Annotated in this window: 24 protein-coding genes; 6 read left to right on the top strand and 18 right to left on the bottom strand. The window is 66.8% G+C overall.

Annotated elements, in window-relative coordinates; all coding sequences use genetic code 11:
* On the bottom strand, nucleotides 1–287 hold a 287-nt coding region (locus ACEQZY_RS19430; RefSeq protein WP_370156572.1), incomplete at its 3' end, for a LysR family transcriptional regulator.
* A gap of 182 nt (nucleotides 288–469) precedes the next feature.
* On the opposite strand from ACEQZY_RS19430, the gene ACEQZY_RS19425 reads away from it, so the two are divergent.
* Nucleotides 470–757, top strand: coding sequence for a DUF1127 domain-containing protein (locus ACEQZY_RS19425; RefSeq protein WP_370156571.1), 288 nt, complete (start codon nucleotides 470–472; stop codon nucleotides 755–757).
* 99 nt (nucleotides 758–856) lie between these two features.
* Here the strand turns inward: ACEQZY_RS19425 and ACEQZY_RS19420 are convergent, their stop codons facing one another.
* From ACEQZY_RS19420 to ACEQZY_RS19375, 10 genes are all read right to left on the bottom strand, one after another.
* Nucleotides 857–2,479, bottom strand: a complete 1,623-nt coding sequence (locus ACEQZY_RS19420) for an ABC-F family ATP-binding cassette domain-containing protein (RefSeq protein WP_370156570.1) — start codon at nucleotides 2,477–2,479, stop codon at nucleotides 857–859.
* A 36-nt stretch (nucleotides 2,480–2,515) separates the two neighbouring features.
* Entirely contained in the window at nucleotides 2,516–4,075 is a 1,560-nt protein-coding gene (gene guaA, locus ACEQZY_RS19415) for a glutamine-hydrolyzing GMP synthase (RefSeq protein WP_370156569.1), read from the bottom strand.
* Between the two features lie 66 nt (nucleotides 4,076–4,141).
* Entirely contained in the window at nucleotides 4,142–4,663 is a 522-nt protein-coding gene (locus tag ACEQZY_RS19410) for a tetratricopeptide repeat protein (RefSeq protein ID WP_370156568.1), read from the bottom strand.
* A complete protein-coding gene (locus ACEQZY_RS19405) occupies nucleotides 4,660–5,157 on the bottom strand; it encodes a tetratricopeptide repeat protein (RefSeq protein ID WP_370156566.1) in 498 nt (165 codons plus the stop codon). The genes ACEQZY_RS19410 and ACEQZY_RS19405 overlap by 4 nt, the downstream gene beginning before the upstream one ends.
* 58 nt (nucleotides 5,158–5,215) lie before the next feature.
* Entirely contained in the window at nucleotides 5,216–6,493 is a 1,278-nt protein-coding gene (locus tag ACEQZY_RS19400) for an RsmB/NOP family class I SAM-dependent RNA methyltransferase (RefSeq protein WP_370156565.1), read from the bottom strand.
* 5 nt (nucleotides 6,494–6,498) lie between these two features.
* Nucleotides 6,499–7,962 (bottom strand): IMP dehydrogenase, encoded by a 1,464-nt coding sequence (gene guaB / locus ACEQZY_RS19395; protein ID WP_341703455.1) that lies wholly within the window; start codon nucleotides 7,960–7,962, stop codon nucleotides 6,499–6,501.
* An 11-nt stretch (nucleotides 7,963–7,973) separates the two neighbouring features.
* On the bottom strand, nucleotides 7,974–8,693 hold the full coding sequence (locus ACEQZY_RS19390) for a transglutaminase family protein (protein ID WP_341703454.1): 720 nt from the start codon (nucleotides 8,691–8,693) through the stop codon (nucleotides 7,974–7,976).
* Nucleotides 8,694–8,765: 72 nt separating this feature from the next.
* Nucleotides 8,766–9,545: an RlmE family RNA methyltransferase gene (locus ACEQZY_RS19385; protein ID WP_370156562.1), complete on the bottom strand. Its 780-nt coding sequence runs from the start codon at nucleotides 9,543–9,545 to the stop codon at nucleotides 8,766–8,768.
* Nucleotides 9,542–10,576, bottom strand: a complete 1,035-nt coding sequence (locus ACEQZY_RS19380; protein ID WP_341703452.1) for a Ppx/GppA phosphatase family protein — start codon at nucleotides 10,574–10,576, stop codon at nucleotides 9,542–9,544. The genes ACEQZY_RS19385 and ACEQZY_RS19380 overlap by 4 nt, the downstream gene beginning before the upstream one ends.
* 106 nt (nucleotides 10,577–10,682) lie before the next feature.
* Entirely contained in the window at nucleotides 10,683–11,705 is a 1,023-nt protein-coding gene (locus ACEQZY_RS19375) for an Ig-like domain-containing protein (RefSeq protein WP_341703451.1), read from the bottom strand.
* Nucleotides 11,706–11,845: 140 nt separating this feature from the next.
* Here ACEQZY_RS19375 and ACEQZY_RS19370 point away from each other — a divergent pair, with 140 nt between their 5' ends.
* Nucleotides 11,846–12,529: a cytochrome b/b6 domain-containing protein gene (locus tag ACEQZY_RS19370; protein ID WP_370156560.1), complete on the top strand. Its 684-nt coding sequence runs from the start codon at nucleotides 11,846–11,848 to the stop codon at nucleotides 12,527–12,529.
* 57 nt (nucleotides 12,530–12,586) lie between these two features.
* Here the strand turns inward: ACEQZY_RS19370 and ACEQZY_RS19365 are convergent, their stop codons facing one another.
* Nucleotides 12,587–13,033 (bottom strand): cytochrome c, encoded by a 447-nt coding sequence (locus ACEQZY_RS19365; RefSeq protein WP_341703449.1) that lies wholly within the window; start codon nucleotides 13,031–13,033, stop codon nucleotides 12,587–12,589.
* A gap of 219 nt (nucleotides 13,034–13,252) precedes the next feature.
* On the opposite strand from ACEQZY_RS19365, the gene ACEQZY_RS19360 reads away from it, so the two are divergent.
* Both ACEQZY_RS19360 and ACEQZY_RS19355 read left to right on the top strand, forming a co-directional pair.
* The gene (locus ACEQZY_RS19360; protein WP_341703448.1) at nucleotides 13,253–13,840 is read left to right on the top strand and encodes a TIGR00730 family Rossman fold protein; all 588 of its coding nucleotides are present in this window, start codon (nucleotides 13,253–13,255) and stop codon (nucleotides 13,838–13,840) included.
* A 174-nt stretch (nucleotides 13,841–14,014) separates the two neighbouring features.
* Entirely contained in the window at nucleotides 14,015–15,226 is a 1,212-nt protein-coding gene (locus ACEQZY_RS19355; protein ID WP_341703447.1) for an NADP-dependent isocitrate dehydrogenase, read from the top strand.
* Between the two features lie 10 nt (nucleotides 15,227–15,236).
* Here ACEQZY_RS19355 and ACEQZY_RS19350 read toward each other — a convergent pair whose 3' ends face one another.
* A complete protein-coding gene (locus ACEQZY_RS19350; RefSeq protein WP_372530184.1) occupies nucleotides 15,237–16,235 on the bottom strand; it encodes a LysR family transcriptional regulator in 999 nt (332 codons plus the stop codon).
* Between the two features lie 83 nt (nucleotides 16,236–16,318).
* Here ACEQZY_RS19350 and ACEQZY_RS19345 point away from each other — a divergent pair, with 83 nt between their 5' ends.
* A complete protein-coding gene (locus ACEQZY_RS19345) occupies nucleotides 16,319–16,735 on the top strand; it encodes a DoxX family protein (protein WP_370156557.1) in 417 nt (138 codons plus the stop codon).
* A gap of 5 nt (nucleotides 16,736–16,740) precedes the next feature.
* Nucleotides 16,741–17,415, top strand: a complete 675-nt coding sequence (locus ACEQZY_RS19340; RefSeq protein WP_370156555.1) for a glutathione S-transferase family protein — start codon at nucleotides 16,741–16,743, stop codon at nucleotides 17,413–17,415.
* 34 nt (nucleotides 17,416–17,449) lie between these two features.
* Here ACEQZY_RS19340 and alaS read toward each other — a convergent pair whose 3' ends face one another.
* The 5 genes from alaS to flhB all read right to left on the bottom strand — a co-directional run bounded on the left by alaS (nucleotide 17,450) and on the right by flhB (nucleotide 26,250).
* Nucleotides 17,450–20,095: an alanine--tRNA ligase gene (gene alaS / locus ACEQZY_RS19335; RefSeq protein WP_370156553.1), complete on the bottom strand. Its 2,646-nt coding sequence runs from the start codon at nucleotides 20,093–20,095 to the stop codon at nucleotides 17,450–17,452.
* A gap of 458 nt (nucleotides 20,096–20,553) precedes the next feature.
* On the bottom strand, nucleotides 20,554–21,183 hold the full coding sequence (locus ACEQZY_RS19330; protein WP_341703442.1) for a class I SAM-dependent methyltransferase: 630 nt from the start codon (nucleotides 21,181–21,183) through the stop codon (nucleotides 20,554–20,556).
* 201 nt (nucleotides 21,184–21,384) lie between these two features.
* Entirely contained in the window at nucleotides 21,385–22,458 is a 1,074-nt protein-coding gene (gene recA, locus ACEQZY_RS19325) for a recombinase RecA (RefSeq protein WP_341703441.1), read from the bottom strand.
* Nucleotides 22,459–22,815: 357 nt separating this feature from the next.
* A complete protein-coding gene (locus ACEQZY_RS19320; protein ID WP_370156551.1) occupies nucleotides 22,816–25,113 on the bottom strand; it encodes a PAS domain-containing protein in 2,298 nt (765 codons plus the stop codon).
* 3 nt (nucleotides 25,114–25,116) lie between these two features.
* Nucleotides 25,117–26,250 (bottom strand): flagellar biosynthesis protein FlhB, encoded by a 1,134-nt coding sequence (gene flhB, locus ACEQZY_RS19315; RefSeq protein ID WP_370156550.1) that lies wholly within the window; start codon nucleotides 26,248–26,250, stop codon nucleotides 25,117–25,119.

Genomic DNA, 26,250 nt, shown 5'->3' with positions numbered 1-26,250 from the left:
CGCAGCGTGCCCTCCAACGCCCGGTCGTCGAAGGCGCTCAGCGTCTCGCGGTTGAGATGCATCATCCGCCGAGCATAAGACAGCAGCCGCTCGCCCTCTTCGGTCAGCGTGTTGGTTCTGCCGTCCTTCTCGAACAGCGGCTTGCCGATACGCTCCTCGAGGCGACGCATCTGCATCGACACGGCCGACTGGGTGCGGTGCACCTCGTCGGCGGCGCGCGTGAAGCTGCCGGTGTCGGAGATGGTTATGAAGGTCTGGAGCTGGTCGAGGTCGAGGGGCGCGGCCATCGCGGTGATCCATCATCATTGCTGATGATAAAGATTAAAAACATTCGTTGGATAAATCAATGACCCGGTGGCAATGTCGCAGGGTCAGCAGCGGCAGGAAAATCGGCTGGACCGGGACGTGACGCCATCGTGCGGCCGCGCCGGATCGGCGGAGTCTTGCCCGCCTTACAAGGAGAAAGACCATGACCACGCTCACCCACGATGTCACGCATTCGATGCCGGCGACCGCACGCCCGTCCATCGCGACGGTTGTGGTGAACGCGATCGTGAATTTCCTGCGCGCCTGGAAAAACCGCCGTGCCTTCTATCGCCTCGGCGAGATGTCCGACGCCGAACTCGCCGATATCGGCCTGACGCGCGCCGACCTTAACGTCGCCATCGATCTGCCTTTCGGCAGCGATCCGACAGCGCATCTGGGGTCGATGGCCGAGACGAGGCGCGTCGAGGCGCTTGCCCGGCTGACCGCCTGATCCGGTTTCCCTTACGCAGGCTCCCCCGAAAACCCGCCGGCTTCCCTCCGGCCCAGCCTGCACATTGCCCGGTCCTACAACGGACCGGGCTTTTTCGTGTCAGCTTCTGAGACCCGGCGCCTCGTGGCCGGTGCGCGCTACATACTCCGTGTAGCCGCCTCCATACGCATGGATGCCGTCCGGCGTCAGTTCGAGCACACGGTTGGACAGCGCCGCCAGGAAATGCCGGTCATGCGAAACGAAGAGCATGGCGCCCTGGAATTCCGACAGGGCTGCGACCAGCATCTCCTTGGTGGCGATGTCGAGATGGTTGGTCGGCTCGTCCAGCACCAGGAAATTCGGCGGGTCGAACAGCATCATCGCCATCACCAGCCGCGCCTTCTCGCCACCCGAGAGCACGCGGCAGGTCTTCTCGATGTCGTCGCCGGAAAAACCGAAGCAGCCGGCCAGCGTCCGCAGGGTACCCTGCCCGGCCTGCGGGAAAGCCCGGTCGAGGGTTTCGAAAATCGTGTCGTCGCCGTCCAGCAGGTCCATCGAATGCTGGGCGAAATAGCCCATCTTCACGCTGCCGCCCAGCGACACGGTGCCCCGGTCGGGCTTGGCATCGCCGGCCACCAGCTTCAGCAGGGTGGATTTGCCGGCGCCGTTGGCGCCCAGCACGCACCAGCGCTCCCTGCGGCGGACCTGGAAATCGAGCCCGGCATAGATCGGCTGGCTGCCATAGCCTTTGTGCACGTCCCGGAGCAGCGCCACATCCTCGCCCGAGCGCGGCGGACTGCGGAATTCGAACTGCACGGACTGGCGCCGCCGCGGCGGCTCGATCCTCTCGATCTTGTCCAGCTTCTTCACCCGGCTCTGCACCTGGGCGGCATGGGAGGCGCGCGCCTTGAAGCGCTCGATGAACTTGATCTCCTTGGCCAGCATGGCCTGCTGGCGCTCGAACTGCGCCTGGCGCTGCTTCTCGTTCAGCGCGCGCTGCTGGTCGTAGAAATCGTAGTTGCCGGAATAGGTGGTCAGCGAGCCGCCGTCGATCTCGACGATCTTGTTGACGATGCGGTTCATGAATGCGCGGTCATGCGAGGTCATCAGCAGCGCGCCGTCGTAATTCTTGAGGAAGGCTTCGAGCCAGATCAGGCTTTCGAGATCGAGATGGTTGCTCGGCTCGTCGAGCAGCATGCCGTCGGGTCGCATCAGCAGGATGCGCGCCAGTGCCACGCGCATCTTCCAGCCGCCGGAGAGCAGGCCCACGTCGCCGTCCATGCGCTCCTGGCTGAAGCTTAAGCCTGCCAGAACTTCGCGTGCCTTCGCCTCCAGCGCATAGCCGTCCAGCTCCTGGAAGCGGCCCTGCACCTCGCCGTAGCGCTCGATGATCGCCTCCATCTCGTCGGCCTTGTCGGGATCGACCATATCGGCTTCGAGCCGGGCCATCTCGGCGACCAGCGCGCTGACCGGGCCGACGCCGTCCATGACGGCGGCAACCGCGCTCTGGCCCGACATCTCGCCGACATCCTGGTTGAAATAGCCGATGGTCATGCCGGTATCGATCGACACCTGGCCATCGTCGGGCTTTTCCTCGCCGACGATCATGCGGAACAGGGTCGACTTGCCGGCACCGTTCGGCCCGACCAGCCCAGCCTTCTCGCCCTTCTGCAGGCCCATCGAGGCATCGATGAAGAGGATCTGGTGGCCGTGCTGCTTGCTGACGTTATCGAGGCGAATCATGAGGTCTGCACTGACTGAAGAAAATCCAACGAGACCTCACTCCCACTCAATCGTGCCGGGCGGCTTCGAGGTGATGTCGTAGGTGACCCGGTTGATGCCGCGCACCTCGTTGATGATGCGGGTGGCGACGCGCCCCAGGAAGTCATGCGGGAACGGGTAGTAATCCGCCGTCATGCCGTCGGTGGAGGTCACGGCGCGCAGGGCACAGGCCTGATCGTAGGTGCGGCCGTCGCCCATCACGCCCACGGTGCGCACCGGCAGCAGCACGGCGAAGGCCTGCCAGATCTGGTCATACAGGCCCGAGCGGCGGATCTCGTCGAGATAGACGGCATCCACCTCGCGCAGCAGGTCGAGCTTGTCGCGGGTGATGTCGCCGGGGATGCGGATGGCGAGGCCCGGCCCCGGGAAGGGATGCCGGCCGACCAGGCTTTCCGGCAGGCCGAGCTCGCGGCCCAGCATCCGTACCTCGTCCTTGAACAGCTCGCGCAGGGGCTCGACCAGCTTCATGTTCATGCGGGCAGGAAGCCCACCGACGTTATGGTGCGACTTGATGGTGACGCTGGGTCCGCCGGAAAAGCTGATGCTCTCGATCACGTCCGGATACAGCGTGCCCTGGGCGAGGAATTCGGCGCCGCCGATCTTCTTCGCTTCCTCTTCGAACACGTCGATGAACAGGGCACCGATGGTCTTGCGCTTGGTCTCCGGATCGCTGACGCCGGCCAGCCTGCCGAGGAACAGCTCGGAAGCGTCCTTGTGAATGAGCGGGATGTTGTAATGGTCGCGGAACAGGCGGACCACCTCCTCGCCCTCGCCCTTGCGCAGCAGGCCGTGATCGACGAACACGCAGGTCAGCTGGTCGCCGATCGCCTCGTGGATCAGCACGGCTGCTACAGAAGAATCAACACCTCCAGAAAGACCGCAGATCACCCGGCCCCTGCCGACCTGTTCGCGGATCTTGGCGATGGCCTCATTGCGGAAACCCTTCATGGTCCATTCGCCCGAGCAGCCCGCGACCTTGCGCACGAAGTTGCGCAGCAGCTTGGCACCGTCCAGCGTATGCATCACTTCCGGATGGAACTGCACGGCGTAGATCTTGCGCACGTCGTCGGCAATGGCGGCGAAGGGCGAACCGTCGCTGATGCCGACGGCGCGGAAGCCGGTCGGAATCTCGGTGATCTTGTCGCCGTGGCTCATCCAGACCTGGTGCTTCTCGCCCTTCTTCCAGACGCCGTCGAACAGCTCGCAATCGTCCTTGATCTCGAGGAAGGCGCGGCCGAATTCGCGGTGATGGCCGGTCTCGACGCTGCCACCGAGCTGCATGCAGATGGTCTGCTCGCCGTAGCAGATGCCGAAGATCGGCAGGCCCAGCTTGAAGGCGCCTTCCGGTGCGCGCGGCGAAAACTCTTCCGTGGTGGAGGCCGGACCGCCGGAGAAGATGATGCCCTTCAGCGTGCCGTGATCGTTGACGAGGTCAAGACACTTGTCCGCCTTCTGAAAGGGCACGATCTCGCAGTAGACACCGGCCTCGCGCACGCGGCGGGCGATCAGCTGGGTGACCTGGGATCCGAAATCGATGATGAGAATGCGCTCCGCCATGGGCGTTACCTTCTGCTCCTTCGCTGGAGGGATAAAGCGGCGAGGCCCCCTTGCGGGGGCCCCGGGTCAGCTGGGCTTGGCCGCCTTGAAGGCGGCGATCTTGTTTTTCAGTTCGGTATATTCGGCACAGCCGAAGGTACACAGCTTGTCCAGGGCGGCGAGCTGCTCCTCGGCCTTGGGCAGGTTGTTGGTCTTCAGATAGGCTTCGCCCAGATACTCATGGGCGCCGCGATGCTTGGGATCGATCTCGAGCGCCCTGCCATAGGCGGCGAAGGCCTTCTCGTAGTCGCCCTGGTTGCGCAGGGCATAGCCGAGCCAGTTGAAGGCATCGGCATTCTTCTCGTCCTTGGCCACCACCTTCTGGAACAGCGGCACGGCGGCCGCCCAGTCCTTTTTGTCGATGGCCGCCTTGCCGGCGGCGAAATCCGGATCCTTGGTCATCGCCCCGGCCGAGGGGTCGCTGCCGCCGCCCATGGCGAGGACAGGTGCGGCCGGCGACAGGGCCAGCAGGCCGGCAAAGGCGGCAATGCAGAGAGAGACGCGAAAGGCGGTCATGCGATGCTCCTCGTGATGGTCCCTGGTGTTCATCCGGATTTCCCGGCCTTGAAGGCGGCGATCTTGTTCTTCAGCTCGGTATACTCGGCACAGCCGAAGGTGCAAAGGCTGTCCAGCTTCTTCAGCTGCTCCTCGGCCATGGCGAGGTTGCCGGTCTTCAGATAGGCCTCGCCGAGATATTCGCGGGCGCCGCGATGGCGCGGGTCGGCACCCAGCGCCCGGCCATAGGCAATGAACGCCTTTTCGTAGTCACCCTGGTTGCGAAGCGCATAGCCGAGCCAGTTATAGGCATCGGCATTCTTCTCGTCCCTGGCCACCACCTTTTCGAATAGCGGCACGGCAGCCGCCCAGTCCTTTTTGTCGATGGCCGCCCTGCCGGCCTTGAAATCGGGATCCTGCGGCGCCGCGGGCGCGGTATCGCCGCCACCGCCGCCGGCGGCCAGCACCGGCGCGGCCGGCAGGGCCAGCAGGCCGAGCAGCAGGAGGGCGGAAAAGCGGGGGAGAGAGACAGAACGAGGGGCGGTCATGGCTGTGTTCCTCGATGCGGGGGAAAGTATACCCGTCCGGGACATTGTCCGGCCACCCTCAGCCAGCCCGCCGCAGCGCGACGGCGAAGAAGCCGTCGGTGCCGTGCCGGTAAGGGGTGAGCGACAGACGCCGGCCGGAGGATATACGCGGATCGGTTATAGCGCCCCCCCATGCCTCTGCCAGCGGCACTTCCGTAAACTCCCCGTGATGACCGAGAAAACGGCCGATCTGGTCGCCATTTTCCGCCGGCAGGACCGAACAGGTGGCATAGACCAGCCGGCCGCCCGGCTTCACCAGCCGGGCGCCATCCTCCAGCAGCCCGGCCTGGCGCCGCAGCACCTCGTCGAGGCCCGCCGGGTCATAGCGCCAGCGCGCTTCCGGATTGCGCCGCCAGGTGCCGCTGCCCGTGCAGGGCACGTCCAGCAGCACACAGTCGGCCTTCCCCTCCATGTCCTGCAGGAAACGCGGCAGGTCGTCGGCCGCATGCACCGTCGCGTTGCGCACGCCGGCCCGGGCCAGCCGCACCGGCAGCCGGGCCAGCCGGCGCGGATCGTTGTCGATGGCATGCAACTCGCCCTGGTTGCGCATGGCGGCCGCCAGCAGCAGGGTCTTGCCGCCGGCGCCGGCGCAGAGGTCGATCACGCATTGCCCGGCCCGTGCATCGGCCAGCAGGCCGGCCAGCTGGGCGGCCTCGTCCTGCGGTTCGATCAGGCCGTCGCGGTACAGGCTGTTCTGCTCCAGCCGCACCTTCTCCGGGATGCGGATGCCCAGCGGCGAGAAAGGCGCCGGGGCCGCCGTGATCCCCTCGCCGCGCAGCTGTTCCAGCACGTGGTCGCGGGTGGCCTTCAGCAGGTTGACCCGCAGGTCGAGCGGCGCGCGACCGTTCAGCGCCGCCAGTTCCATATCGGTATCGGCACCGAAGGCGGCCTCGGCCAGCGGCAGCACGGCTTCCGGCAGGTTGCCGCGCGCCCAGAGCGGCGCATCCTCGTCCGACGGCAGGCGGGCCAGGGCGGCGGCCTCGTCCTCGCTCAGGGCCGGCGGCGCGTATCTGCCGCCATCGCAGAGCCGCTGCCATTCCGCCAGCGGGGTCGATGCATCCGCCATCACCAGCAGGCGCGGCGTCAGTTCCGCACCGGCCGCCTGCAGCCGCCAGCGTCGCATGCCCTGGTCGCGCAGCACGGCATAGACCTGGTCGGCGACGGCGCGGCGGTCCTTGGCGCCGGCATAGCGGTTATGCTTCTGCCACTCCGCCAGCACCCGGTCGGCCGCGGCGGCGCGCTCCAGGATGGTACCGACGATCTCGATGCTCGCGGCAAGCCGCGCAGCGGGGGTCACGGGCCTTACGACTCCTGCCGGTAATTGGGAGCCTCGCGGGTGATCGCCACGTCATGCACATGGCTTTCGCGCAGGCCCGCCGAGGTGATGCGCAGGAAGCGGCAGTTCCTGCGCATGTCGTCGAGCGTGGCATTGCCGGTATAGCCCATGGCAGCGCGCAGGCCGCCGACCAACTGGTGCAGGATGGTGCCGACCGGACCCTTGTAGGCGACGCGGCCCTCGATGCCCTCGGGGACCAGCTTCAGCTTGTCGCCCACTTCCTGCTGGAAATAGCGGTCGGCCGAACCGCGGCCCATGGCGCCGAGCGATCCCATGCCGCGATAGGACTTGTACGAGCGGCCCTGGTAGAGGAACACCTCGCCCGGCGCCTCGTCGGTGCCGGCCAGCAGCGAACCGATCATGCAGCTGTTGGCGCCGGCGGCGATCGCCTTGGCCACATCGCCCGAGAACTTGATGCCGCCATCGGCGATCACCGGCACGCCGGCCTTGTCGGCCACGGCAACGGCATCCGACACCGCGGTCAGCTGCGGCACGCCGACACCGGCCACGATGCGCGTGGTGCAGATCGAGCCGGGGCCGATGCCGACCTTGACGGCATCGACGCCGGCATCGATCAGCGCCTTGGTGCCATCGGCGGTGGCGACATTGCCGCCGATCACCTGGGTGCGGTTGGAAATCTTCTTGATCGCCGCGATGGTCTCCAGCACGCGGCTGGAATGGCCGTGCGCCGTGTCGACGATCAGCACGTCGACACCGGCATTCATCAGCTCCTGCGCGCGCTCGATGCCGTCGGCGCCGGTGGACACCGCGGCGGCGGTGCGCAGGCGGCCCTGCTCGTCCTTGCAGGCATTCGGATACTGCCGCGCCTTCTCGATGTCCTTCACGGTGATCAGGCCGACGCAGCTGAATTTCTCGTCGACCACGACCAGCTTCTCGATGCGGTGCTGGTGCAGCAGGCGCTTGGCCTCCTCCATCTTCACGCCTTCGCGCACCGTAATCAGCGGGTCACGGGTCATCAGTTCGTAGACACGCTGGTTGTTGTCGGTAGCGAAGCGGACATCGCGATTGGTCAGGATGCCGACCAGCTTGCCGCCCTGCGCCTCGGTGACCGGGATGCCGTGGATGCCATGGCGGTCCATCAGCGCCAGCGCATCGGCCAGCGTGGCATCCGGACGGATGGTCAGCGGGTTGATCACCATGCCGGATTCGAACTTCTTGACCGCCGAGACCTCGCGGGCCTGTTCCTCGATGGTGAGATTCTTGTGGATCACGCCGATGCCGCCGGCCTGCGCCATGGCAATCGCCATGCGCGCCTCGGTCACCGTGTCCATCGCGGAAGAGATCAGCGGGATGCCGAGCTCGATGGTCCGGGTCAGTCGGGTGCGGGTATCGACCTCGGTCGGCAGCACGCTGGACGCCGCCGGCTCCAGCAGGACATCGTCGAACGTATAGGCTTCACGGAACTGCATCGGAGGCTCCTTCAGGCGGATCGGGGCGCGGTCTGGGTCTTGTTGTTGTTTTCGGCGGCCGCCTCCGCGGCAAAGTCGCCGCCGGGACGATCTTCCCGCATCAGGTCGGGGTAATGGGTCAGCATCGCGTCGCGCCATTCCGCGAACGGCAGGTCGGCAAAGCTGCCGCGGTCGGCCACGTATTCCATGTGGCGGCGGTTGTCGGCGTCGAAGGGATGGAAGACCGAATCGGTCTCGCCGTCGAAATCCAGCGGCAGCACGCGGAATTTCTCGCAGAGCGACAGGTTGAAGGCCGGCGTCGCCTTCACCCACCTGCCGCCCAGCCACAATTCGGTGAAACCGTGATAGAAAAAGACGTCGGTGCCCATCTGGGCGCGCAGCCGCTCGGTGGCCAGGTGGTTCCTGACATCGGCCAGCCCCAGCCGCGCCGGAATGCCCTCGGCACGGGCCACGGCGGCCAGCAGCAGGGCCTTGTTGACGCAGAAGCCGTAGCCGCGGGCGATCACGCCCGAGGCGCGCATGCCTTCGACACTGACCTGCACCGAATAGGGATCGTAGAGAAAGCGGTCGCGCACCGCGTAGTAGAGCCGGATTGCCCGGGTCTTGTCGTCGCCCTCGCCGGCCGCCTCGCGCGCCAGCGCGCGCACATCCGCATGGTCGCTGTCGATGAAGGGGGTGGCGGCGAGGTAAGCCGGGTCCACCGCAGGATCGGGCCGGGCCGACGCGGTCATGGGCAAGGCGACTCCGAGGGCTGAAAAGGTCTTCCTTGCCGCGGAGGATATAGACCCTCTTCCGCCCCGGGTCTAGGCCTTGTTTGCCTCTTCCTGCGCCCCTTCGGCACCGCGGAATCCGGTGGCGATCACATAGCTTTCCGCCGAATCCGAGCGGCTGGCCGGGGGTTTCACATGGCGGACGGTGCGGAAATTCCGCTTCATGGCGTTCAGCAGGTCATTTTCGGTCCCGCCGCGCAGCACCTTCGCAACAAAAGCGCCGCCGGGGCTCAGCACCCGCACCGCGAGGTCCAGCGCCGCCTCGCACAGGGCCATGATCCGGATATGGTCGGTCTGGCGGTGGCCGGTGGCCGGAGCCGCCATGTCCGACAGCACCAGGTCGGCCCGCCCGCCCAGCGCCTCGATCACCCTGCCATCGGCGCCCGGGCTGAGAAAATCCAGCTGCATCAGCGCCGCATGGGTGATCGGGTCGACCGGATTGATATCGACGCCGAGCACGAAGCCGCCCCCCTTGTCGCCCGCCTTCACCCGCTGGACGGCCACCTGGGTCCAGCCGCCCGGTGCGGCGCCGAGATCCAGCACCCGCATCCCCGGCTTCAGCAGCCGGTATTTTTCGTCCAGCTCGATCAGCTTCCAGGCGGCGCGGCTGCGCCAGCCGGCAGATTTCGCCGCCGAGACATACGGGTCGTTCAGCTGTCGCTCCAGCCACAGCTTCGAGCCCAGCGTACGGCCGCGTGCGGTCTTGACCCGCACCCTGGCACGATGGCTGGGCCCCAGCGGCGTGCCGCCGGCCGTCTTCGCACCGGCGGTCTTCTTTGCACCGCCCTTGCCGCCCTTGCTGCTGCCTGTCAACGCCGACGCTCCCCGTGCTGCGGCCGGTCGCGCCGCATCAGTTCGACCAGAACGCCCTCGCGCACACCGCGATCGGCCACGCGCAGCCGGCCGGCCGGCCAGTGGCGATGCAGGGCCTCGAGGATGGCGCAGCCGGCGACGACCAGGTCCGCCCGCTCCTCGCCGATGCAGGGATGCCGGGCGCGGTCGGCCACGCTCTGGCCTGCCAGTTCGCGCGACTGGGCAATCACCGTCGGAAAATCCAGCCAGCAGCCATCGACCAGCCGTCGCTCGTAGCGCGGCAGGCCGAGCAGAACGCCGGCCAGTGTGGTGACCGTGCCGGAGGTGCCCAGCACCTGCACGCCGCCGCCCTGCAGCTGTGCCGACAGGCGGTGCCTGGCCTCGAAGGGTTCCAGCGCGGCCGCCACCTCGTCGATCATGCGGGCATAGCTGCCGCTCTCGGCATCGCCGGCACCGAAACGCTCGGTCAGGTTGACCACGCCGTAAGGCAGCGAGATCCAGTCGATCACCTCGGTGCGGCCGGGACCGTTCAGCCGCGCCCACAGAATTTCGGTGGAGCCACCGCCGATATCGAAGACGATGGCATGGCGGTGTGGCGCTTCCAGCAGCGGGGTGCAGCCGGCCAGCGCCAGCCGCGCCTCCTCGGCGCTGGTGATGATATCGAGGCCGATGCCGGTTTCCCGCTTCACGTCATGCAGGAATTCGGCGCCGTTGCCGGCCCGCCGGCAGGCCTCGGTGGCAACCGCCCGGGCGACGGTGACGCCGCGCCGCGCCATTTTCTCCGAGCAGATTTTCAGGGCCTCGATGGTCCGGGCCATGGCCGCGTCGGACAGCCGGCCGGACAGGCTGAGCCCCTCGCCCAGCCGCACGATGCGCGAAAACGCCTCGATGACCCGGAAACCATCGCGGTTCGGCCGGGCGATCAGCAGGCGGCAATTGTTGGTCCCCAGATCAAGGGCCGCGTAAACCGGGGGCGGCCGCCCCGGCGCCGTTGCGGCGGCAGCGTCCGCCAGCGAAGGGCCGGCCGTCACGGGCCCGTCCCCGGGCGCAATACTTCAATGAAACACATGGCTGCATAGTAGCGCGGCCGGAAGCCCCGGTTAAGGGTGCCGCCGGTCGCCAGAACTGCCTGAAATCTCAGTTTTTCGGGGTGGCGGGGGCCTTGTCCTGGCCCGGGACGTCGAAAATCTGGCCGGGATAGATCAGGTCCGGATCGCGGATCTGCGCCTGGTTCAGCTTGTAGATCTCGGTATATCGCAGCCCCTCGCCGTAAATTCGGCGGGCGATGCGCCACAGGCTGTTGCCGGGCTGGACCACCACGCTCTTGCCTTGGGCGTCGAACTTGATGTCCTCGGGCCGGGCCCGGCTGAACGGCATCTCGACCCGGGAGGCGACCTTGCCGCCGGCCTGCTCGACCTGGTCAACCCGCAGCGAATAGATGCCCGGATCGACGTTCTTCTCCGGCCGCAGGGTCCAGCGGCCCTTGGCATCGGCGGTGGCGACACCGATCGGCTCGTTGTTCAGGTAGACCTGCACGGTCGAGCCCGGCATGGCGCGGCCAGACAGGATCAGGTTGCCCTTCTCGTCATATTCGATGGCATCCAGCGCCAGCCCCTTGCGCGCCGGATCGAGCGGGCCGTCGCTCGGCCGCTGCAGCAGGCGGCTGGCACCTTCCAGCGGTGTCAGCACGGCGATGGCCTGCTCGCCGCCTTCGCCCGGCTGGCATTCCGGCACCACGGTGACCACCGAGGCTTCGGCCTTCACCGGTTCCTGGCCCTGCTGCTGGGCTTCCAGGGTGAATTCCTGGTTGCCCTTCTCCAGCGGCAGGTCGGGCACCAACACCCATTCGCCGCGGGCATCGGCGGTGACCCGGCCGATCTCGCGGGTGCCGGTCTTGACCACGACGACCGATCCGGGGGTGGCGCGGCCGGCAAAGACGGCCGTGCAGTTGCGGCTGATCCGCACGACATCGAAAGCCGGGGTGATCTTTTCGACGCTTTCCGGCACCGGCGGTGCCGGCGGCGGCACGGGCGGCGGCGCAGCGATATTGGCCTGCGGAGTCATGCCGCGGTGGTTGTTGTCGGCGCCGAAGAAGATCACGGCAAGGATGCCGACAACGGCAACGCCAAGAAGGATGAAGAAGAACCGACTGCCCCGCACGCGCCCCGCCCCGGCTAGCCAAAAAGTGAACGAGGACAGAGATTAAGACCTCGCCAGAGCCCCCGCAACTCCCCTAACCTGCGGAAACCGGCTTTTCAGGCCGCAAATCCCGGTATTACGCACCAACCTCCCGACGAGCCATGCCACAGACCGCTTCCTCTGCCAGCACCACCCGCATCCGCGTCTGGGATCTGCCGACACGGCTGTTCCACTGGCTGCTGGTAATCCTGATCGCCCTGCTGGTTGCCACCGGCCTCGGCGGCCGGCTGGACCTGCATATGCTGCTGGGCCAGGCCGTGCTGGCCCTCGTGTTGTTCCGCGTGCTCTGGGGATTTGCCGGCAACCGCTATGCCCGGTTCGCCAGCTTCGTGGCCGGCCCCGGCGCAGTGCTGCGCTATCTCGCCGGGCTGCTGCGGCCGGACCAGAAACCCGGCGAGGTCGGTCACAACCCGGCTGGCGGCTGGTCGGTACTGCTGATGCTGGCCCTGGTGCTGGTGCAGGCGACAACCGGCCTGTTCACCAGCGACGATATCGTGGTGGACGGCCCGCTCTACCCGCTGGTCAGCAGCAGCATTGCGGCGCAGCTGAGCACCATTCACCGTACCGCCTTCATCCTGCTGCTGGCGGTGATCGGCCTGCATGTGGCGGCCAGCCTGTTCTACCTGACGGTCAGGAAGCAGAACCTGATCGGTCCGATGGTCACCGGCCGGGCGGAAGGCCGGGCGGAAGCCGATGCCGGCAATGGCGGGCATCCCCTGCTGGCCCTGGCCCTGCTGCTGCTGTCCGGCGCCGTGGTCTTCGGCGGCATCGCGATCCTGAGCTGACCCAAAAGAAAAGGGCGCGGCCCGGCCGCGCCCTTCTGCAGATTCCGGTGGCCCGGATCAGTCGTTGCGGAACGGCTTGTGGCAGCCGCCGCAGGAAGCGCCGACCGCGCCGAAGCCGGCCTTCACCGCATCCATGTCGCCCGCCTTGGCGGCCGCGACCAGCTTGACCGCCGCCTCTTCATTGGCCTTGGCCGCCTTCTCGAAATCGCTCCACTTGGCCCAGATATCGGCCTTCGCCTTGGTGTCACCCTGGTCCGATCCCTTCGGGAAATGGGCCGGAATCTTCGCCGCCCAGGCCGCGATGGCTTCCGCCGGGGCAACCACCGCGGTGGCGGGGCCGCCGGCATCAACCGCCTTCTTGATCGCCGCCATGGCGTCCTTGTTCATCTGGAAGCCGGCCTTGCGGGCCTTGATCACGTCGGCCTGCGCCACCGCATAGCCGCCGGTCGATACGATGGCGGCACCGATCGCCGCCGCCAGAAACACCTTATGCCACTTAGCCATGGATCTCCCCTGCATAGATACCCGCCTGCTGGACCGGGCAATCCTGTATAGCCGGTCCCCTTCCGGCAGACGACAAGTCCTTTTCACATCACGAAAAAGTTAGACGCGAAGTTACCATCGGGTAACAATCGGCCCGTTTATGCTAGAAACCGCCGGCGAAATCAGATACCCATCCCCACCTTTTTCCTCCCGTCCCCAGCATCGCGGCCCGCTTCCCCCATGACCCACCCGATCCGATCCGTCTGCGTCTATTGCGGCTCCAGCCTCGGCGAGAGCCAGGTCTATACCGCCCAGGCCCAGATTCTCGGCCGGCTGCTGGCCGAGAACGGCATGCGGCTGGTCTACGGCGGCGGCCGCATCGGCCTGATGGGCGTGGTGGCGGAGGCGGCGCTGGCCGCCGGCGGCGAGGTGGTCGGCATTATCCCGGGCCACCTGCATGACTGGGAGGTCGGCCATACCGGGCTGACCGAACTGCATGTGGTCGACAGCATGCATACCCGCAAGCGCATGATGGTCGAGATGTCGGATGCCTTCGTTGCCCTGCCCGGCGGCCTCGGCACCCTGGACGAATTCTTCGAGATCGTCACCTGGCGCCAACTCAAGCTGCATGACAAGCCGGTGATCCTGCTGAATACGGAGGATTACTGGCACCCGCTGCTGGCGCTGATCGATACCGTGGTGGAGCGCGGCTTCGCGCGGCGGGCCTCGACCGGTCTGTATGCCGTGGTCGACGATGCCGCGGCGGCACTCGACCTGCTGCGGAGCCAGCCGGCCTCGGACCGGCCGGCCGCCACCGGCAGAATGTAGGATCGCGCCGCCGGGCCGGAGCCGCATCCCGGGCCGGGTTTGATCTTTTCTCGCCCGGGCTGGAATTTAAATCCACCCGCCGGGGTGAGGCCAAAGCCTTCACCGGCCCCGCCGCCTTTGCTAGGGTCCGGCCACCTTTTTGCAATTCCGCATGCGACCATCAAGGGGGTCTGAATGGACAAGATCAAGGTCAAGAATCCGGTCGTCGAGCTCGACGGCGACGAGATGACCCGCATCATCTGGAAGTTCATCAAGGAGAAGCTGATTCTCCCGTATCTCGATGTCGATCTGCTCTACTACGATCTCGGCGTCGAATACCGCGACCAGACCAACGACCAGGTCACCATCGACGCGGCCCATGCCATCCAGAAGCACGGCGTCGGCGTCAAATGCGCCACCATCACGCCGGACGAGCAGCGCGTGACCGAGTTCAAGCTGAAGGAGATGTGGAAGTCGCCGAACGGCACCATCCGCAACATCATCGGCGGCACCATTTTCCGCGAGCCGATCATCTGCAAGAACGTGCCGCGCCTGGTGCCGCACTGGAACGACCCGATCGTGGTCGGCCGCCATGCCTTCGGCGATCAGTACCGTGCCACCGACTTCCGCTTCCCCGGCAAGGGCGTGCTGACCATCAAGTTCGTCGGCGAGGACGGCAAGGTGATCGAGAAGGAGGTCTTCAAGGCCCCCGGCTCCGGTGTCGCCATGGCGATGTACAACCTCGACGACTCGATCCGCGACTTCGCCCGCTCCAGCATGAACTATTCGCTGGCGCGCGGCTGGCCGCTCTACATGTCGACCAAGAACACCATCCTCAAGGCCTATGACGGCCGCTTCAAGGACCTGTTCCAGGAAGTGTTCGACAAGGAATTCGCCGACCAGTTCAAGAAGGCCGGCATCACCTACGAACACCGCCTGATCGACGACATGGTCGCCTGCGCCATCAAGTGGTCGGGCAAGTTCGTCTGGGCCTGCAAGAACTACGACGGCGACGTGCAGTCCGACGTGGTGGCGCAGGGCTTCGGCTCGCTGGGCCTGATGACCTCGGTCCTCATGACGCCGGACGGCAAGACCGTCGAGGCCGAAGCCGCCCATGGCACGGTGACCCGCCATTACCGCGAGCACCAGGCCGGCCGCGAGACCTCGACCAACCCGATCGCCTCGATCTTCGCCTGGACCCGCGGCCTGATGCACCGCGCCAAGCTGGACAACAACGCGGCGCTCGACAAGTTCGCCAACACGCTGGAGAAGGTCTGCATCGAGACCGTCGAGGCCGGCTTCATGACCAAGGATCTGGCGATCCTGATCTCGAAGGACCAGCCCTGGCTGACCACCCAGAAGTTCCTCGACAAGATCGACGAGAACCTGAAGAAGGCGCTGGCGTAAAAGCGCCGCTTCAACCGGCCTTGCGACGGCGGGGAGCGGATCGCTCCCCGCCGTTTTTCTTTTCTGGCGACGGCATGTCCCCGGCAAGCAGGCCGCGCGCCCCGGCGATGCCCTCGCCGACGACGTCGAAGAATGCCCGCACCCGTGCAGTTCGCCGCAGGTCGGCATGGGTGACGATCCACAATTCCCGGTCCAGCGCCGGAATCGGCCCCGGCACAAGCCGCACCAGATCCGCTTCCGGGTCCCCCAGGTAGCAGGGCAGCACCGCTATGCCGATACCCGCCTTGGCGGCAGTCAGCTGGTTCACCAGGCTGCTGGTGCGGTAAACGATACTGCTGTCCGGTGCATGGCGGCCCAGCCAGTCCGCCGTGTTGATACCCGTAACGCCCGCCTCCCAGCCGATCAGCGGATAGCCGTCCAGCCGCAGGCCCTGCAGCGGTGGCAGCGTGCGCAGCAGGTCTTTCTGCGCATAGACCGACCAGGCAATGTCAGCCAGCTTGCGTCCATACAGGTCTCCCTCCCTGGGCCGCATCACGCGCAGGGCGATATCGGCCTCCCGGCGCGACAGACTGAGCAGCCGGTTGTCGATGGCAAGTTCGACCAGGATGCCCGGATGTGCGCGGCGGAACCGCGCTATCTGCTGCGTCAGCAGCCGGTAGGCCAGGGTTTCCGAAGCGGTGACACGCAGGCGGCCGGTCAGCCGGTGATCGCGCCCGGCGATCTCGCGATCCAGGGCTGTCGCCTCAGTCTCAATCCGTTCGGCAGCAGCCGCCATGCGCTCGCCTGCCGGTGTCGGTGCATAGCTTCCGCCCGGCAGGCGCTCGAACAGCCGCACGCCCGTGGCTTCCTCCAGCGCGTTGAGACGGCGAAACGCCGTGGAGTGGTTCACGCCCAGCGCCGCCGCGGCCCCTGTCAGGTTGCCGGTGCGGCTGATCGCGAGCACGAGACGGAGGTCGTTCCAGTCGTCCATGCCGCCAGCATAGCAGCCGGGCAGCTTGCAGTCATGCAAATCCAGTTTGCATAATATCAAATTGATTTGCATTGCTGCGGGCGATACGTCTCCGGCAGACTTTCCAACAGCGGAGATCATCCATGTTCGACCCCACCTCCCCGGCCGTCCGGGATTACGGCATCGCGCTGCTGCGCATCGCACTCGGCATCATGTTCCTGGCGCATGGGCTGCTGCTGAAGGTTTTTGTTTTCACCATGGCCGGCACCGCGGCCTTCTTCGAAACGATCGGGTTTCCCGGCTGGCTGGCCTGGGCGACCATGCTGGCGGAAACCGCCGGCGGCCTGCTGCTGATTGCCGGGATCGGCACGCGGATCGTGGCCCTTGCCATGACCCCGATCCTGCTGGGTGCGTGGTATGTCCATGCCGGCAACGGCTGGGTCTTTTCGGCACCGAACGGCGGCTGGGAATACCCGGCCTATCTGCTGGTCCTGTGCGTCGCCCAGATGCTGCTCGGCAGCGGCGCGTTCAGCCTGCGCCGCAGCACCATCGGGGCGTAACGGTCATGATGCAGATGGAACTGGTCAGCCATGCGCTGTGCCCCTACGTGCAGCGCGCCGCCATCACCCTCGCCGAGAAGCAGGTGCCGTTCACTCGCCGGATTGTCGACCTTGCCGACAAGCCCGGCTGGTTCACGGCGATCTCGCCCCTGGGCAAGGTGCCCCTGCTGCGGGTCGGAGAGGACGTGCTGTTCGAATCCGCCGCGATCTGCGACTACCTCGACGAAACGCTGATGCCGCGCCTGCATCCGGCAGACCCGGTCGCGCGCGCCCGCCACCGTGCCTGGATCGAGGTGGCATCGGCCACGCTGAACGACATCTGGCGCTTCTACACCGCCACCGAAGCCGCGACCTTCGCCGAGGCCCTCGCCGCCATCGCCCTGAAATTCGACCGGCTGGAGGCGGAACTGGAACGGCATGACGGACCGTATTTCGCCGGCGGCACCTTCTCGCTGGTGGATGCCGCCTTTGCCCCGGTCTTCCGCTACTTCGACATCTTCGACCGCCATGTCGCGCATGGCGCCTTCGACGGCCGGCCGCGCCTGGCGGCCTGGCGGCGCAGCCTTGCGGAACGCCCGAGTGTCCGCGCCGCCGTTGCGCCGGACTATCCGGCGCTGCTGGATGCCTTCCTGCGGCAGCGGCCGTCGCATCTGGCGCGGCGGATGCAGCAGGCCGCCTGACCGGTCCGGCGGAGGCGCGCCCTCCGCCGCTTCCTCAGGCCGCCTTGCCGATGCTGTCGGCGATGGCGTCGAGCGCCTTCTCGGCACCGGCCGGATCGGCGCCGCCGCCCTGGGCAAAGTCGGGACGGCCGCCGCCGCCCTGGCCGCCGATCAGCGGGGTGGCCAGCTTGACCAGATCGGCGGCATTCAGCTTCGCGGTGAGGTCGGCACTGACGCCGACCACCACGGCCACCTTGCCGTCGGCCACCGAGGTGAGCGCCACCACGCCGGAACCGATTTCCTTCTTCAGGGCATCGACCATGCCGCGCAGCTCCTTGGCCGGCACGCCATCCAGCCGGCGGGCGGCGAACTTGATGCCGTTGACATCCTTCACCTGCGGGCCGCCGGCGCCGCCACCGGTCGCCAGCTGCTTGCGCAGCTCGGAAATCTCGCGCTCCAGCTTGCGGCGGTCCTCCAGCAGGGCGGCCAGGCGCTGCGGCACTTCGCGCGGCTGCACCTTCAGGGCATCGGCCGCCGCCTGCAGGGTCGATTCCTGTTCGGCGAAATAGCTGCGCGCCGCCTCGCCGGTCAGCGCCTCGATGCGGCGCACGCCGGCCGCCACCGCGCCCTCGCCGACGATCTTGAACAGGCCGATATCGCCGGTGCGCTTCACATGGGTGCCGCCGCACAGCTCGACCGAATAATCCCTGCCGTCATCCTGCTTGCCCATGGCCAGCACGCGCACCTCGTCGCCGTATTTCTCGCCGAACAGGGCCATGGCACCGGCGGCAATCGCCTCGTCCGGGGTCATCAGCCGGGTGGTGACGGCGTCGTTCTGGCGCACGATGTCGTTGACCTCGGCCTCGACGGCGGCCGCCTCTGCCGGCGTCAGCGCCTTGGGGTGGCTGATATCGAAGCGGAAGCGGTCGGGCGAGACCAGCGAGCCCTTCTGGGTGACATGGTCGCCGAGCCGGCGGCGCAAAGCCGCATGCAGCAGATGGGTGGCCGAATGATTGGCGCGGATGGCACTGCGCCGGGCATGATCGACCGTCAGGGTCGCCATGTCGCCGGTCTTCAGCGTGCCTTCGGTCACCGTGCCGACATGCACATGCAGCAGGCCCAGCTTCTTCTGGGTATCGGCGACCTGCACCTTGGCGCCGCCGGCGGTGACGATCAGCCCGGTATCGCCGACCTGGCCGCCGGATTCCGCGTAGAACGGCGTCTGGTTCAGCAGTATCGCCACCTCGCTGCCGGCCGCAGCCTGCGCCACCGGCTGGCCGCCGACCACGATGGCGGAGACCACGCCCTCGGCGGCCTCGGTATCGTAGCCGAGGAATTCGGTGGCGCCCGTCTCTTCCTTGATCTCGAACCACACCTTCTCGGTGGCGGCCTCGCCCGACCCGGCCCAGGCCTTGCGCGCCTCGGCCTTCTGCGCGGCCATCGCCGCCTGGAAGCCGTCGAGATTGACGCTGATGCCGCGCGGCCGCAGCGCATCCTGCGTCAGGTCCAGCGGAAAGCCGTAGGTGTCATACAGCCTGAACGCGGTTTCGCCCGGCAGCATGTCGCCCTTCGACATGCCGGCCGTGGCCTCGTCCAGCAGCTTGAGGCCGCGATCCAGCGTCTGCTTGAAGCGGGTCTCCTCCAGCTTCAGCGTCTCGGCGATCAGGCTCTCGGCGCGGCCGAGCTCGGGATAGGCGCGGCCCATGGCCGAAACCAGCGCCGGCACCAGCCGGTACATCAGCGGTTCCCTGCAGCCCATCAGCTGGGCATGGCGCATGGCGCGGCGCATGATCCGCCGCAGCACGTAGCCGCGCCCCTCGTTGGAGGGCAGCACGCCATCGGCGATCAGGAAACAGGACGAGCGCAGGTGATCGGCGATCACCCGGTGGCTGACCTTGTGGTCGCCATCGGCGGCGACATGGGCGATGTCGGCCGAGGCTTCGATCAGCGACCGCATCAGGTCGATGTCATAATTGTCGTGCCTGCCCTGCATCACCGCGGTGATGCGTTCCAGCCCCATGCCGGTATCGATGGACGGCTTGGGCAGCGCAATGCGCTCGTCCTTCGAGACCTGCTCGAACTGCATGAAGACGAGATTCCAGATCTCGATATAGCGGTCGCCGTCGGCTTCCGGGCTGCCGGGCGGGCCGCCCCAGATCTTGTCGCCGTGATCGTAGAAGATTTCCGAGCAGGGGCCGCAGGGGCCGGTATCGCCCATGGCCCAGAAATTGTCCGAGGTGGCGATGCGCACGATGCGGTCCTCGGCCACGCCGATCTTCTTCCAGATATCGAAGGCCTGGTCGTCGTCGTGATAGACGGTCACCCACAGCTTGTCTTTCGGGAGACCGTATTCCTTCGTGATCAGGTTCCAGGCCAGCGGGATCGCATCGTCCTTGAAATAGTCGCCGAACGAGAAGTTGCCCAGCATCTCGAAGAAGGTGTGGTGGCGGGCGGTGTAGCCGACATTGTCGAGGTCGTTATGCTTGCCGCCGGCGCGCACGCATTTCTGCGAGGTGGCCGCCCGGGTATAGGGGCGCTTCTCCTGGCCGGTGAAGACATTCTTGAACTGCACCATGCCGGCATTGGTGAACATCAGGGTGGGGTCGTTGCGCGGCACCAGCGGCGAGGATTCGACCACGCTGTGCCCGTTGCGGGCAAAGTAGTCGAGGAAGGCCTGGCGGATATCGCTGGCGGAGGACATGGACTTCACACCCCTGGTCGGCGGCGCGCGGACAGTCCGTCTGGCTGCCGGCGCGCCGGAAAACGTGTCACGACGATGATCGCGGGCCGGCGGGCTCCGGCGAAGGACTTAATTAGCGTCCCGCTTTTTCCCTGTCCAGCAGCGCGGAATGCCGCATTCCCGGATAAGCCGTTGATCTGCATGGCCGAGGCCGGTGTGGCCGCATCCCGTTGCGAGCCAATTGCAGCCCATTCCGGCCAATTGCGTCCCATTCGATGCCAATTCCGGCCAATCGGACGCCAGTTCGATCCCATTCGCCGCCGGTTCCGGCCGGTCAGCGCCGGGTTTACGCCATGCTGCCGCCGGCCGGCAGCCTGCAATCCGGCAGGCACAGGCTGCGCAATGAGCCGCAGCCTGCCATGAGAACATATATGGTACAAGCGGCCACAATGTCAAGGCCGCGGCGACGGGGCGCCCTGTCAGGCGGCCTTTTTCGCCACGATGAACAATGCAGCCTTCGGGCCCGGCTGCCAGCGGTGATCGATGGCAAAGCCGGCAGCCGTGAGGCTGTCTTCCAGCGCCTGGGCGGTGAAGACGCGCACCAGCGGCAGCAGCCCGAAGCGGCGGCCCAGCGGCGCGACATACCCGATCAGCTTCAGCAGGCCCATATCGCCGAGGCAGGCGGTGGAGGAGACGAAGATGCCGCCCGGCTTCAGCAGCCGGGACACCTTCGCGATCACCGCGTCGCGGTCGGCCACCAGATGCAGGATGTTGAGGCCGAGCACGGCATCGAAGCCGGCCGCGGCGGCATCGAGATCGTCGATGGAAGCCTGCGCGAAGCTGACATTCGTCACGCCCTGGGCCGCCGCCCTGTCACGGGCGATGGCGATCATCGCTGCCGAGAAATCGATGGCCCGGATATGCTTCACGTAAGGGGCATGCAGCAGGGCGGTCGAGCCGGTGCCGCAGCCGAATTCCAGCACGTCCATGTCGGGCCGCAGATAGCCGCGCGTCACCGCCAGCTTCTTCTGGTAGGCCGCCTCGTCGGCGATGGGCGAGCGCGCATAGCGCGCGGCGGTCCGGTCCCAGAAACGGCTGGCATCCGTCATGATCGCTCCGCATCCTGATTATATGGCCGGCCAGCCATGTTCCTGTCGCCGCCCTGACCGGGGCAACCGATACCGGCGGCAGCGCCGGGCCGCAACCGCCCGGCCCGGCCCCAAAAAAAACCCCGGTACCGAGCTCCGGTACCGGGGTTCCCATGGAGGAGAGAACTCATAGGCCACCAGATAGCGGCCCGAGGGGAAAGATCAATCGGCATCCTCCGTTTCGTCGGCTTCCGCACCGGCATCGATGGCGGCGGCGACGATTCCGGCATTGGCCTTGATCGCGGCTTCGATCTTGTCGGCAACTTCCGGATTTTCCTTGAGGAATTGTTTCGCCTGCTCGCGGCCCTGGCCGATCCGCGTGCTGTCGTAGGAGAACCAGGAGCCGGATTTCTCGACCACATTGGCCTTCACGCCCAGGTCGATCAGCTCGCCGGTCTTGGAGATGCCCTCGCCGTACATGATGTCGAAATCGACCACCTTGAACGGGGGCGCCACCTTGTTCTTGACCACCTTCACCCGGGTCTGGTTGCCGACCACCTCGTCGCGCGCCTTGATGGCGCCGATGCGGCGGATGTCGAGGCGGACCGAGGCATAGAATTTGAGCGCGTTGCCGCCGGTGGTGGTTTCCGGGTTACCGAACATCACGCCGATCTTCATGCGGATCTGGTTGATGAAGATCACCATGGTGTTCGACTTGGAGATCGAAGCGGTCAGCTTGCGCAAAGCCTGGCTCATCAGGCGGGCCTGCAGGCCGGGCAGGCTGTCGCCCATCTCGCCTTCCAGTTCCGCCTTCGGCACCAGGGCGGCCACCGAGTCGATCACCAGCACGTCGACGGCGCCCGACCGCACCAGGGTGTCGGCGATCTCAAGCGCCTGCTCGCCGGTATCCGGCTGGGAAATCAGCAATTCGCCGACATTCACGCCGAGCTTGCGGGCATAGGACGGGTCCAGCGCATGCTCGGCGTCGATGAAGGCGCAGGTGCCGCCCTTCTTCTGGGCCTCGGCCACGCAATGCAGGGCGACGGTGGTCTTGCCCGAGCTTTCCGGGCCGTAGACCTCGATGATGCGGCCGCGCGGCAGCCCGCCGATGCCCAGCGCAATGTCGAGCCCGAGCGAGCCGGTCGAGACCGATTCGATCTCGATGCTCTGGCGCGCGCCGAGCTTCATGACGGAACCCTTGCCGAAGGTGCGCTCGATCTGCGAGAGCGCGGCTTCCAGCGCCTTACCCTTGTCCATGCTGTCCTTGTCCACGAGGCGGAGATTGGCGGTCGACATTGCGGCTGCATCCTTTCATGGGGCCGGGGGAATTGCAACGATACGCTGTTCTCCCCTCATATGTTCCCATATCGTTGCCGTTGTCCAGTGAAATCAGCAAAGGGCTGTTTTCCATGGATATTTTTGTATTGTTCCGGCTTCATTCAGGAATATGCCGGCTGTGTTCCGGTTTTCCGGCAGCGCTCCGCCCCCGGCCGAATCCGCCGCCTCCGGCCACAACCGGAAAACGAGAAAATACAGGAATTCCGGCAATTTTCCCGCTATGCCTGCATGCCGCCTGCCGCCCCCGGCCCGCCTTTCAGGCCGGGGGCGGCAGGTATCCGCGGCGGGACGATCAGGGGCCCCAGGCCCCCATCCCTAGGCCCCCATCACTTCCTTCACCTTGCCGGCCAGCTGGCTGAGCGAGAACGGCTTCGGCAGGAAGTTCACATGGGCCGATTGCGCCATGTTGGTGCGCAGGCTGTCTTCGGCATAGCCGGAGATGAACAGGATTTTCAGCAGCGGCCGGCGGCCGCGCAGCTCGGCGGCCAGCGCCGGGCCGTCGAGATTCGGCATCACCACGTCGGAGATCAGCAGCTCGACGCGGTCGAGCTGCTCGGGCGGCAGCGCCAGCGCCTGCTCGCCGGATGCCGCCTCGATCACCGTGTAGCCCTTGTTGCGCAGGGCGCGCGCCGCGAAGCTGCGCACCGCATCCTCGTCCTCGACCAGCAGCACCAGCCCCTGCCCGGTCAGGTCGCGCAGGTCGCCGCGGCCGTCGTCGCGGGCCGCCGCCAGCTCCTCGCTGGTGGGATGATGGCGCGGCAGGTAGATGCGGAAGCTGGCGCCATGCCCCTTCTCGCTGTCGACATGGATGAAGCCGCCGGTCTGCCGGATGATGCCGTAGACGGTGGACAGGCCGAGGCCGGTGCCGGCGCCGACCGCCTTGGTGGTGAAGAAGGGGTCGAAGATCTTGCCCAGATGCTCGGCCGCGATGCCATGCCCGGTATCGGCCACCTCGATGCGCACATAATCGCCCGGCGGCAGCGTTTCCGAGCCCAGTGCCATCGGCCGTTCGGCCTGCCAGTTGGCGGTGCGGATGGCCAGTTCGCCGCCATCGGCCATGGCGTCGCGGGCATTGACCGCGAGATTGATGATGACCTGTTCGAGCTGGCCCTGGTCGACCTTGACCAGGCCGAGATCGCGGCCATGCACCATCTTCAGCGTGATGGTCTCGCCGATCAGCCGGCCGATCAGGTTGCGCAGGTCGGCCAGCACGTCGGTGACGTCGAGCAGCTTGGGCACCAGGGTCTGCTGGCGCGAGAAGGCCAGCAGCTGGCGCACTAGGTTGGCGGCGCGGCTGGCATTCTGCTTGATCTGCATGATGTCGGCGAAGGACTGGTCGCCGGGCTGGTGGCGCTGCAGCAGCAGGTCGCAGAAGCCGATCATCGCCGTCAGCAGGTTGTTGAAGTCATGGGCGATGCCGCCGGCCAGCTGACCGACCGCCTGCATCTTCTGGCTCTGGTGGAACTGGTTCTGCAGGCTGCGCTGGTCAGTGGTGTCGACCAGGTAGACCAGCAGGGTCGACTGGCCGTCCTCGTGGTCGGCCGAGGTGGCGGCGATCATCTCGACATTGCGCTCGCGCGCGCCGGCCAGGCCGATTTCCAGCGGCTTGCCGAAGGTTTCGCCGCGCCGCACCGCGGCCAGATGCCGGGTCAGGGCCAGCGCATCCTCCTCGCGCACGAGATCCGCCAGCCGCCGGCCGAGCCAGTCATCGCCGCCCCACAGGCCGGCAAAGGCGGCATTGGCCTCGCGGATCGTGCCGCCGCCATCCAGCACCAGGATGCCGATCGGCGCCTGGTCGAAGAAGCGGCGGAACCCGGCCTCGACCGGGCGCAGGGTGCCGCGCTGGCGCAGTTCGAGGCCGAGATCGTGCACCACCGCGCTGTAGCGCTGCGGCCGGCCGTCAGGGCCCGGCACCGCCGCCTGGCTGACGCCGACCAGCCGGAAGCCGTCACCGCCGCCCAGCGGCCGCAGCTTCGCCTCGCCGCCTTCCCAGTCCGGCGTCATCGTCTCGCCCTCGCGGGCCTCGGCATGCTGCAGGATCTCGTCGAGCCGGGTGCCGGTGCCGACGATGGCCTCCGGCGTGCTGCCCAGCCAGGCCGCCAGCCGGCTGTTGACGAATTGCAGGCGGCCGTCGGCCGCCACCGAATAGAGGCCGACCGGTGCATTGTCGAGGAAGGCGGCCAGCTCGTCGCGCTGCCGCAGGATCAGGTCGAGGCCGGATTGCCGCGGCGTGATGTCCTCGATGTCCCAGATCATCATGTCCGGCGCCTGCGGCACCGGCAGCACCACCACCTGCAGCCGCAGGCCGCCATCGGCGGCCGGCAGCAGCAGTTCCTCGCGCACCGCGCCGCGGCGCCCCTCGGCGGCCAGCCGCCGCAGCAGGACCGCGCAATCCGCGTCGCGCGCCAGCAGCGACGGCGGCGCCGGCAGCGCCGCGGCGATGCCGACCGGCTCGGCCTCCAGCCGGGCCGCCAGCGCCCGGTAGGCGGCATTGGCCGCCAGCACCATGCCGCTGCCGTCCAGCACCGCGCGGGCAAACGTGCCGGTCTCCGCCAGCAGCCGGGCCTGCGGCTGCCGCGCCGCCGCGAAGAGGCCGGAGAACGGATTGCCCATGGGTCAGCGCGCCCTGCCGGGCGGCGGCTGGATCGTTTCCAGATCCTGGTCCGGATCGGGCTGGTAGGTCGCCTTGATGCCGTCCTTCAGCCGCATGATGTAAGAAATCACGCCGGCCACCGCCCGGTAGAGCTCCAGCGGGATCGGGTCGTCGATCTCGACCTTGTAGAGGGCGCGGGCCAGCGGCGGATTCTCGATGATCGGCACCTTGTTCTCGGTGGCGATCTCGCGGATGCGCTTGGCCAGCAGGTCGGCGCCCTTGGCGACGACGCGGGGCGCATCCATCTTCTCGGCCTCGTATTTCAGGGCAACCGCGAAATGGGTCGGGTTGGTGACCACCACGCTGGCCTCGGGCACGGCGGCCATCATGCGCTTGCGCACCCGCTGCATGCGGATCTGCCGCAGGCGCGCCTTGATCATCGGGTCACCCTCGGATTCCTTGTATTCGTCCTTCAGCTCCTGCTTGGTCATGCGCAGCTGCTTCAGGTAGTTGAAGCGCTGGTACAGGTAGTCGGCGGCGCCGACCACGAACATGATGGCAAGCAGGGCGACGATCAGCTTGGCGACGATCCGCAGGGTCAGCGGGATCATCAGCGTCAGGTCGAGATCGACCAGTGCCTCCAGCGAATCCATCTCCGGCATGATCAGGGCGAACAGGATGATGCCGATCACCGTGATCTTGAGCAGGTTCTTGATGAACTCGACCATGTTCGATGCCGCGAACATGCGCTTGAGGCCGTTCAGCGGATTGAGCTTGGAGAATTTCGGCACGATCCGCTCGACGCTGACCTTGGGCGGATTCTGGATGAAGTTGCCGGCCAGGCTGAACAGCGCGATCAGCCCGAGCACCGGCGACAGGCCGATGCCGACATTCAGGAACAGGTCCATGCCGATCCGGGTCAGGTGGCTGATGTCGATCGGAATTTGGTGCGGCCGCTCGAAGAAGACCCGCGTGCTGCCGACCACCTGGCGCTGCAGCAGGTCGCCCAGCGTCCACAGGGCGATTGCCGAGGCCATGAAGATGAACCAGTGGCCGATTTCCTGCGAGCGGGCGATGTTGCCCTTCTTCTCGGCCTCCTGAATCCGCTTCTCTGTCGGTTCTTCGGTTTTGGAGTCCTGGTCGGCGTCTTCCGCCAT

The sequence above is a fragment of the Ferrovibrio sp. genome (genome assembly GCF_964218355.1).
In the GTDB taxonomy this organism is placed as follows: Bacteria; Pseudomonadota; Alphaproteobacteria; order Ferrovibrionales; family Ferrovibrionaceae; genus Ferrovibrio.
This window is presented reverse-complemented; position numbering and strand designations above follow the sequence as displayed.

What these genes read in the sequence shown, in the direction of transcription:
- ACEQZY_RS19425 (WP_370156571.1), top strand. Translation starts at nt 470, where the DNA reads ATGACCACGCTCACCCACGATGTCACGCATTCGATGCCGGCGACCGCA.
- ACEQZY_RS19420 (WP_370156570.1), bottom strand. Translation starts at nt 2,479, where the DNA reads ATGATTCGCCTCGATAACGTCAGCAAGCAGCACGGCCACCAGATCCTC.
- guaA (WP_370156569.1), bottom strand. Translation starts at nt 4,075, where the DNA reads ATGGCGGAGCGCATTCTCATCATCGATTTCGGATCCCAGGTCACCCAG.
- ACEQZY_RS19410 (WP_370156568.1), bottom strand. Translation starts at nt 4,663, where the DNA reads ATGAACACCAGGGACCATCACGAGGAGCATCGCATGACCGCCTTTCGC.
- ACEQZY_RS19405 (WP_370156566.1), bottom strand. Translation starts at nt 5,157, where the DNA reads ATGACCGCCCCTCGTTCTGTCTCTCTCCCCCGCTTTTCCGCCCTCCTG.
- guaB (WP_341703455.1), bottom strand. Translation starts at nt 7,962, where the DNA reads ATGCAGTTCCGTGAAGCCTATACGTTCGACGATGTCCTGCTGGAGCCG.
- ACEQZY_RS19390 (WP_341703454.1), bottom strand. Translation starts at nt 8,693, where the DNA reads ATGACCGCGTCGGCCCGGCCCGATCCTGCGGTGGACCCGGCTTACCTC.
- ACEQZY_RS19370 (WP_370156560.1), top strand. Translation starts at nt 11,846, where the DNA reads ATGCCACAGACCGCTTCCTCTGCCAGCACCACCCGCATCCGCGTCTGG.
- ACEQZY_RS19365 (WP_341703449.1), bottom strand. Translation starts at nt 13,033, where the DNA reads ATGGCTAAGTGGCATAAGGTGTTTCTGGCGGCGGCGATCGGTGCCGCC.
- ACEQZY_RS19360 (WP_341703448.1), top strand. Translation starts at nt 13,253, where the DNA reads ATGACCCACCCGATCCGATCCGTCTGCGTCTATTGCGGCTCCAGCCTC.
- ACEQZY_RS19355 (WP_341703447.1), top strand. Translation starts at nt 14,015, where the DNA reads ATGGACAAGATCAAGGTCAAGAATCCGGTCGTCGAGCTCGACGGCGAC.
- ACEQZY_RS19345 (WP_370156557.1), top strand. Translation starts at nt 16,319, where the DNA reads ATGTTCGACCCCACCTCCCCGGCCGTCCGGGATTACGGCATCGCGCTG.
- ACEQZY_RS19340 (WP_370156555.1), top strand. Translation starts at nt 16,741, where the DNA reads ATGATGCAGATGGAACTGGTCAGCCATGCGCTGTGCCCCTACGTGCAG.
- alaS (WP_370156553.1), bottom strand. Translation starts at nt 20,095, where the DNA reads ATGTCCTCCGCCAGCGATATCCGCCAGGCCTTCCTCGACTACTTTGCC.
- ACEQZY_RS19330 (WP_341703442.1), bottom strand. Translation starts at nt 21,183, where the DNA reads ATGACGGATGCCAGCCGTTTCTGGGACCGGACCGCCGCGCGCTATGCG.
- recA (WP_341703441.1), bottom strand. Translation starts at nt 22,458, where the DNA reads ATGTCGACCGCCAATCTCCGCCTCGTGGACAAGGACAGCATGGACAAG.
- ACEQZY_RS19320 (WP_370156551.1), bottom strand. Translation starts at nt 25,113, where the DNA reads ATGGGCAATCCGTTCTCCGGCCTCTTCGCGGCGGCGCGGCAGCCGCAG.
- flhB (WP_370156550.1), bottom strand. Translation starts at nt 26,250, where the DNA reads ATGGCGGAAGACGCCGACCAGGACTCCAAAACCGAAGAACCGACAGAG.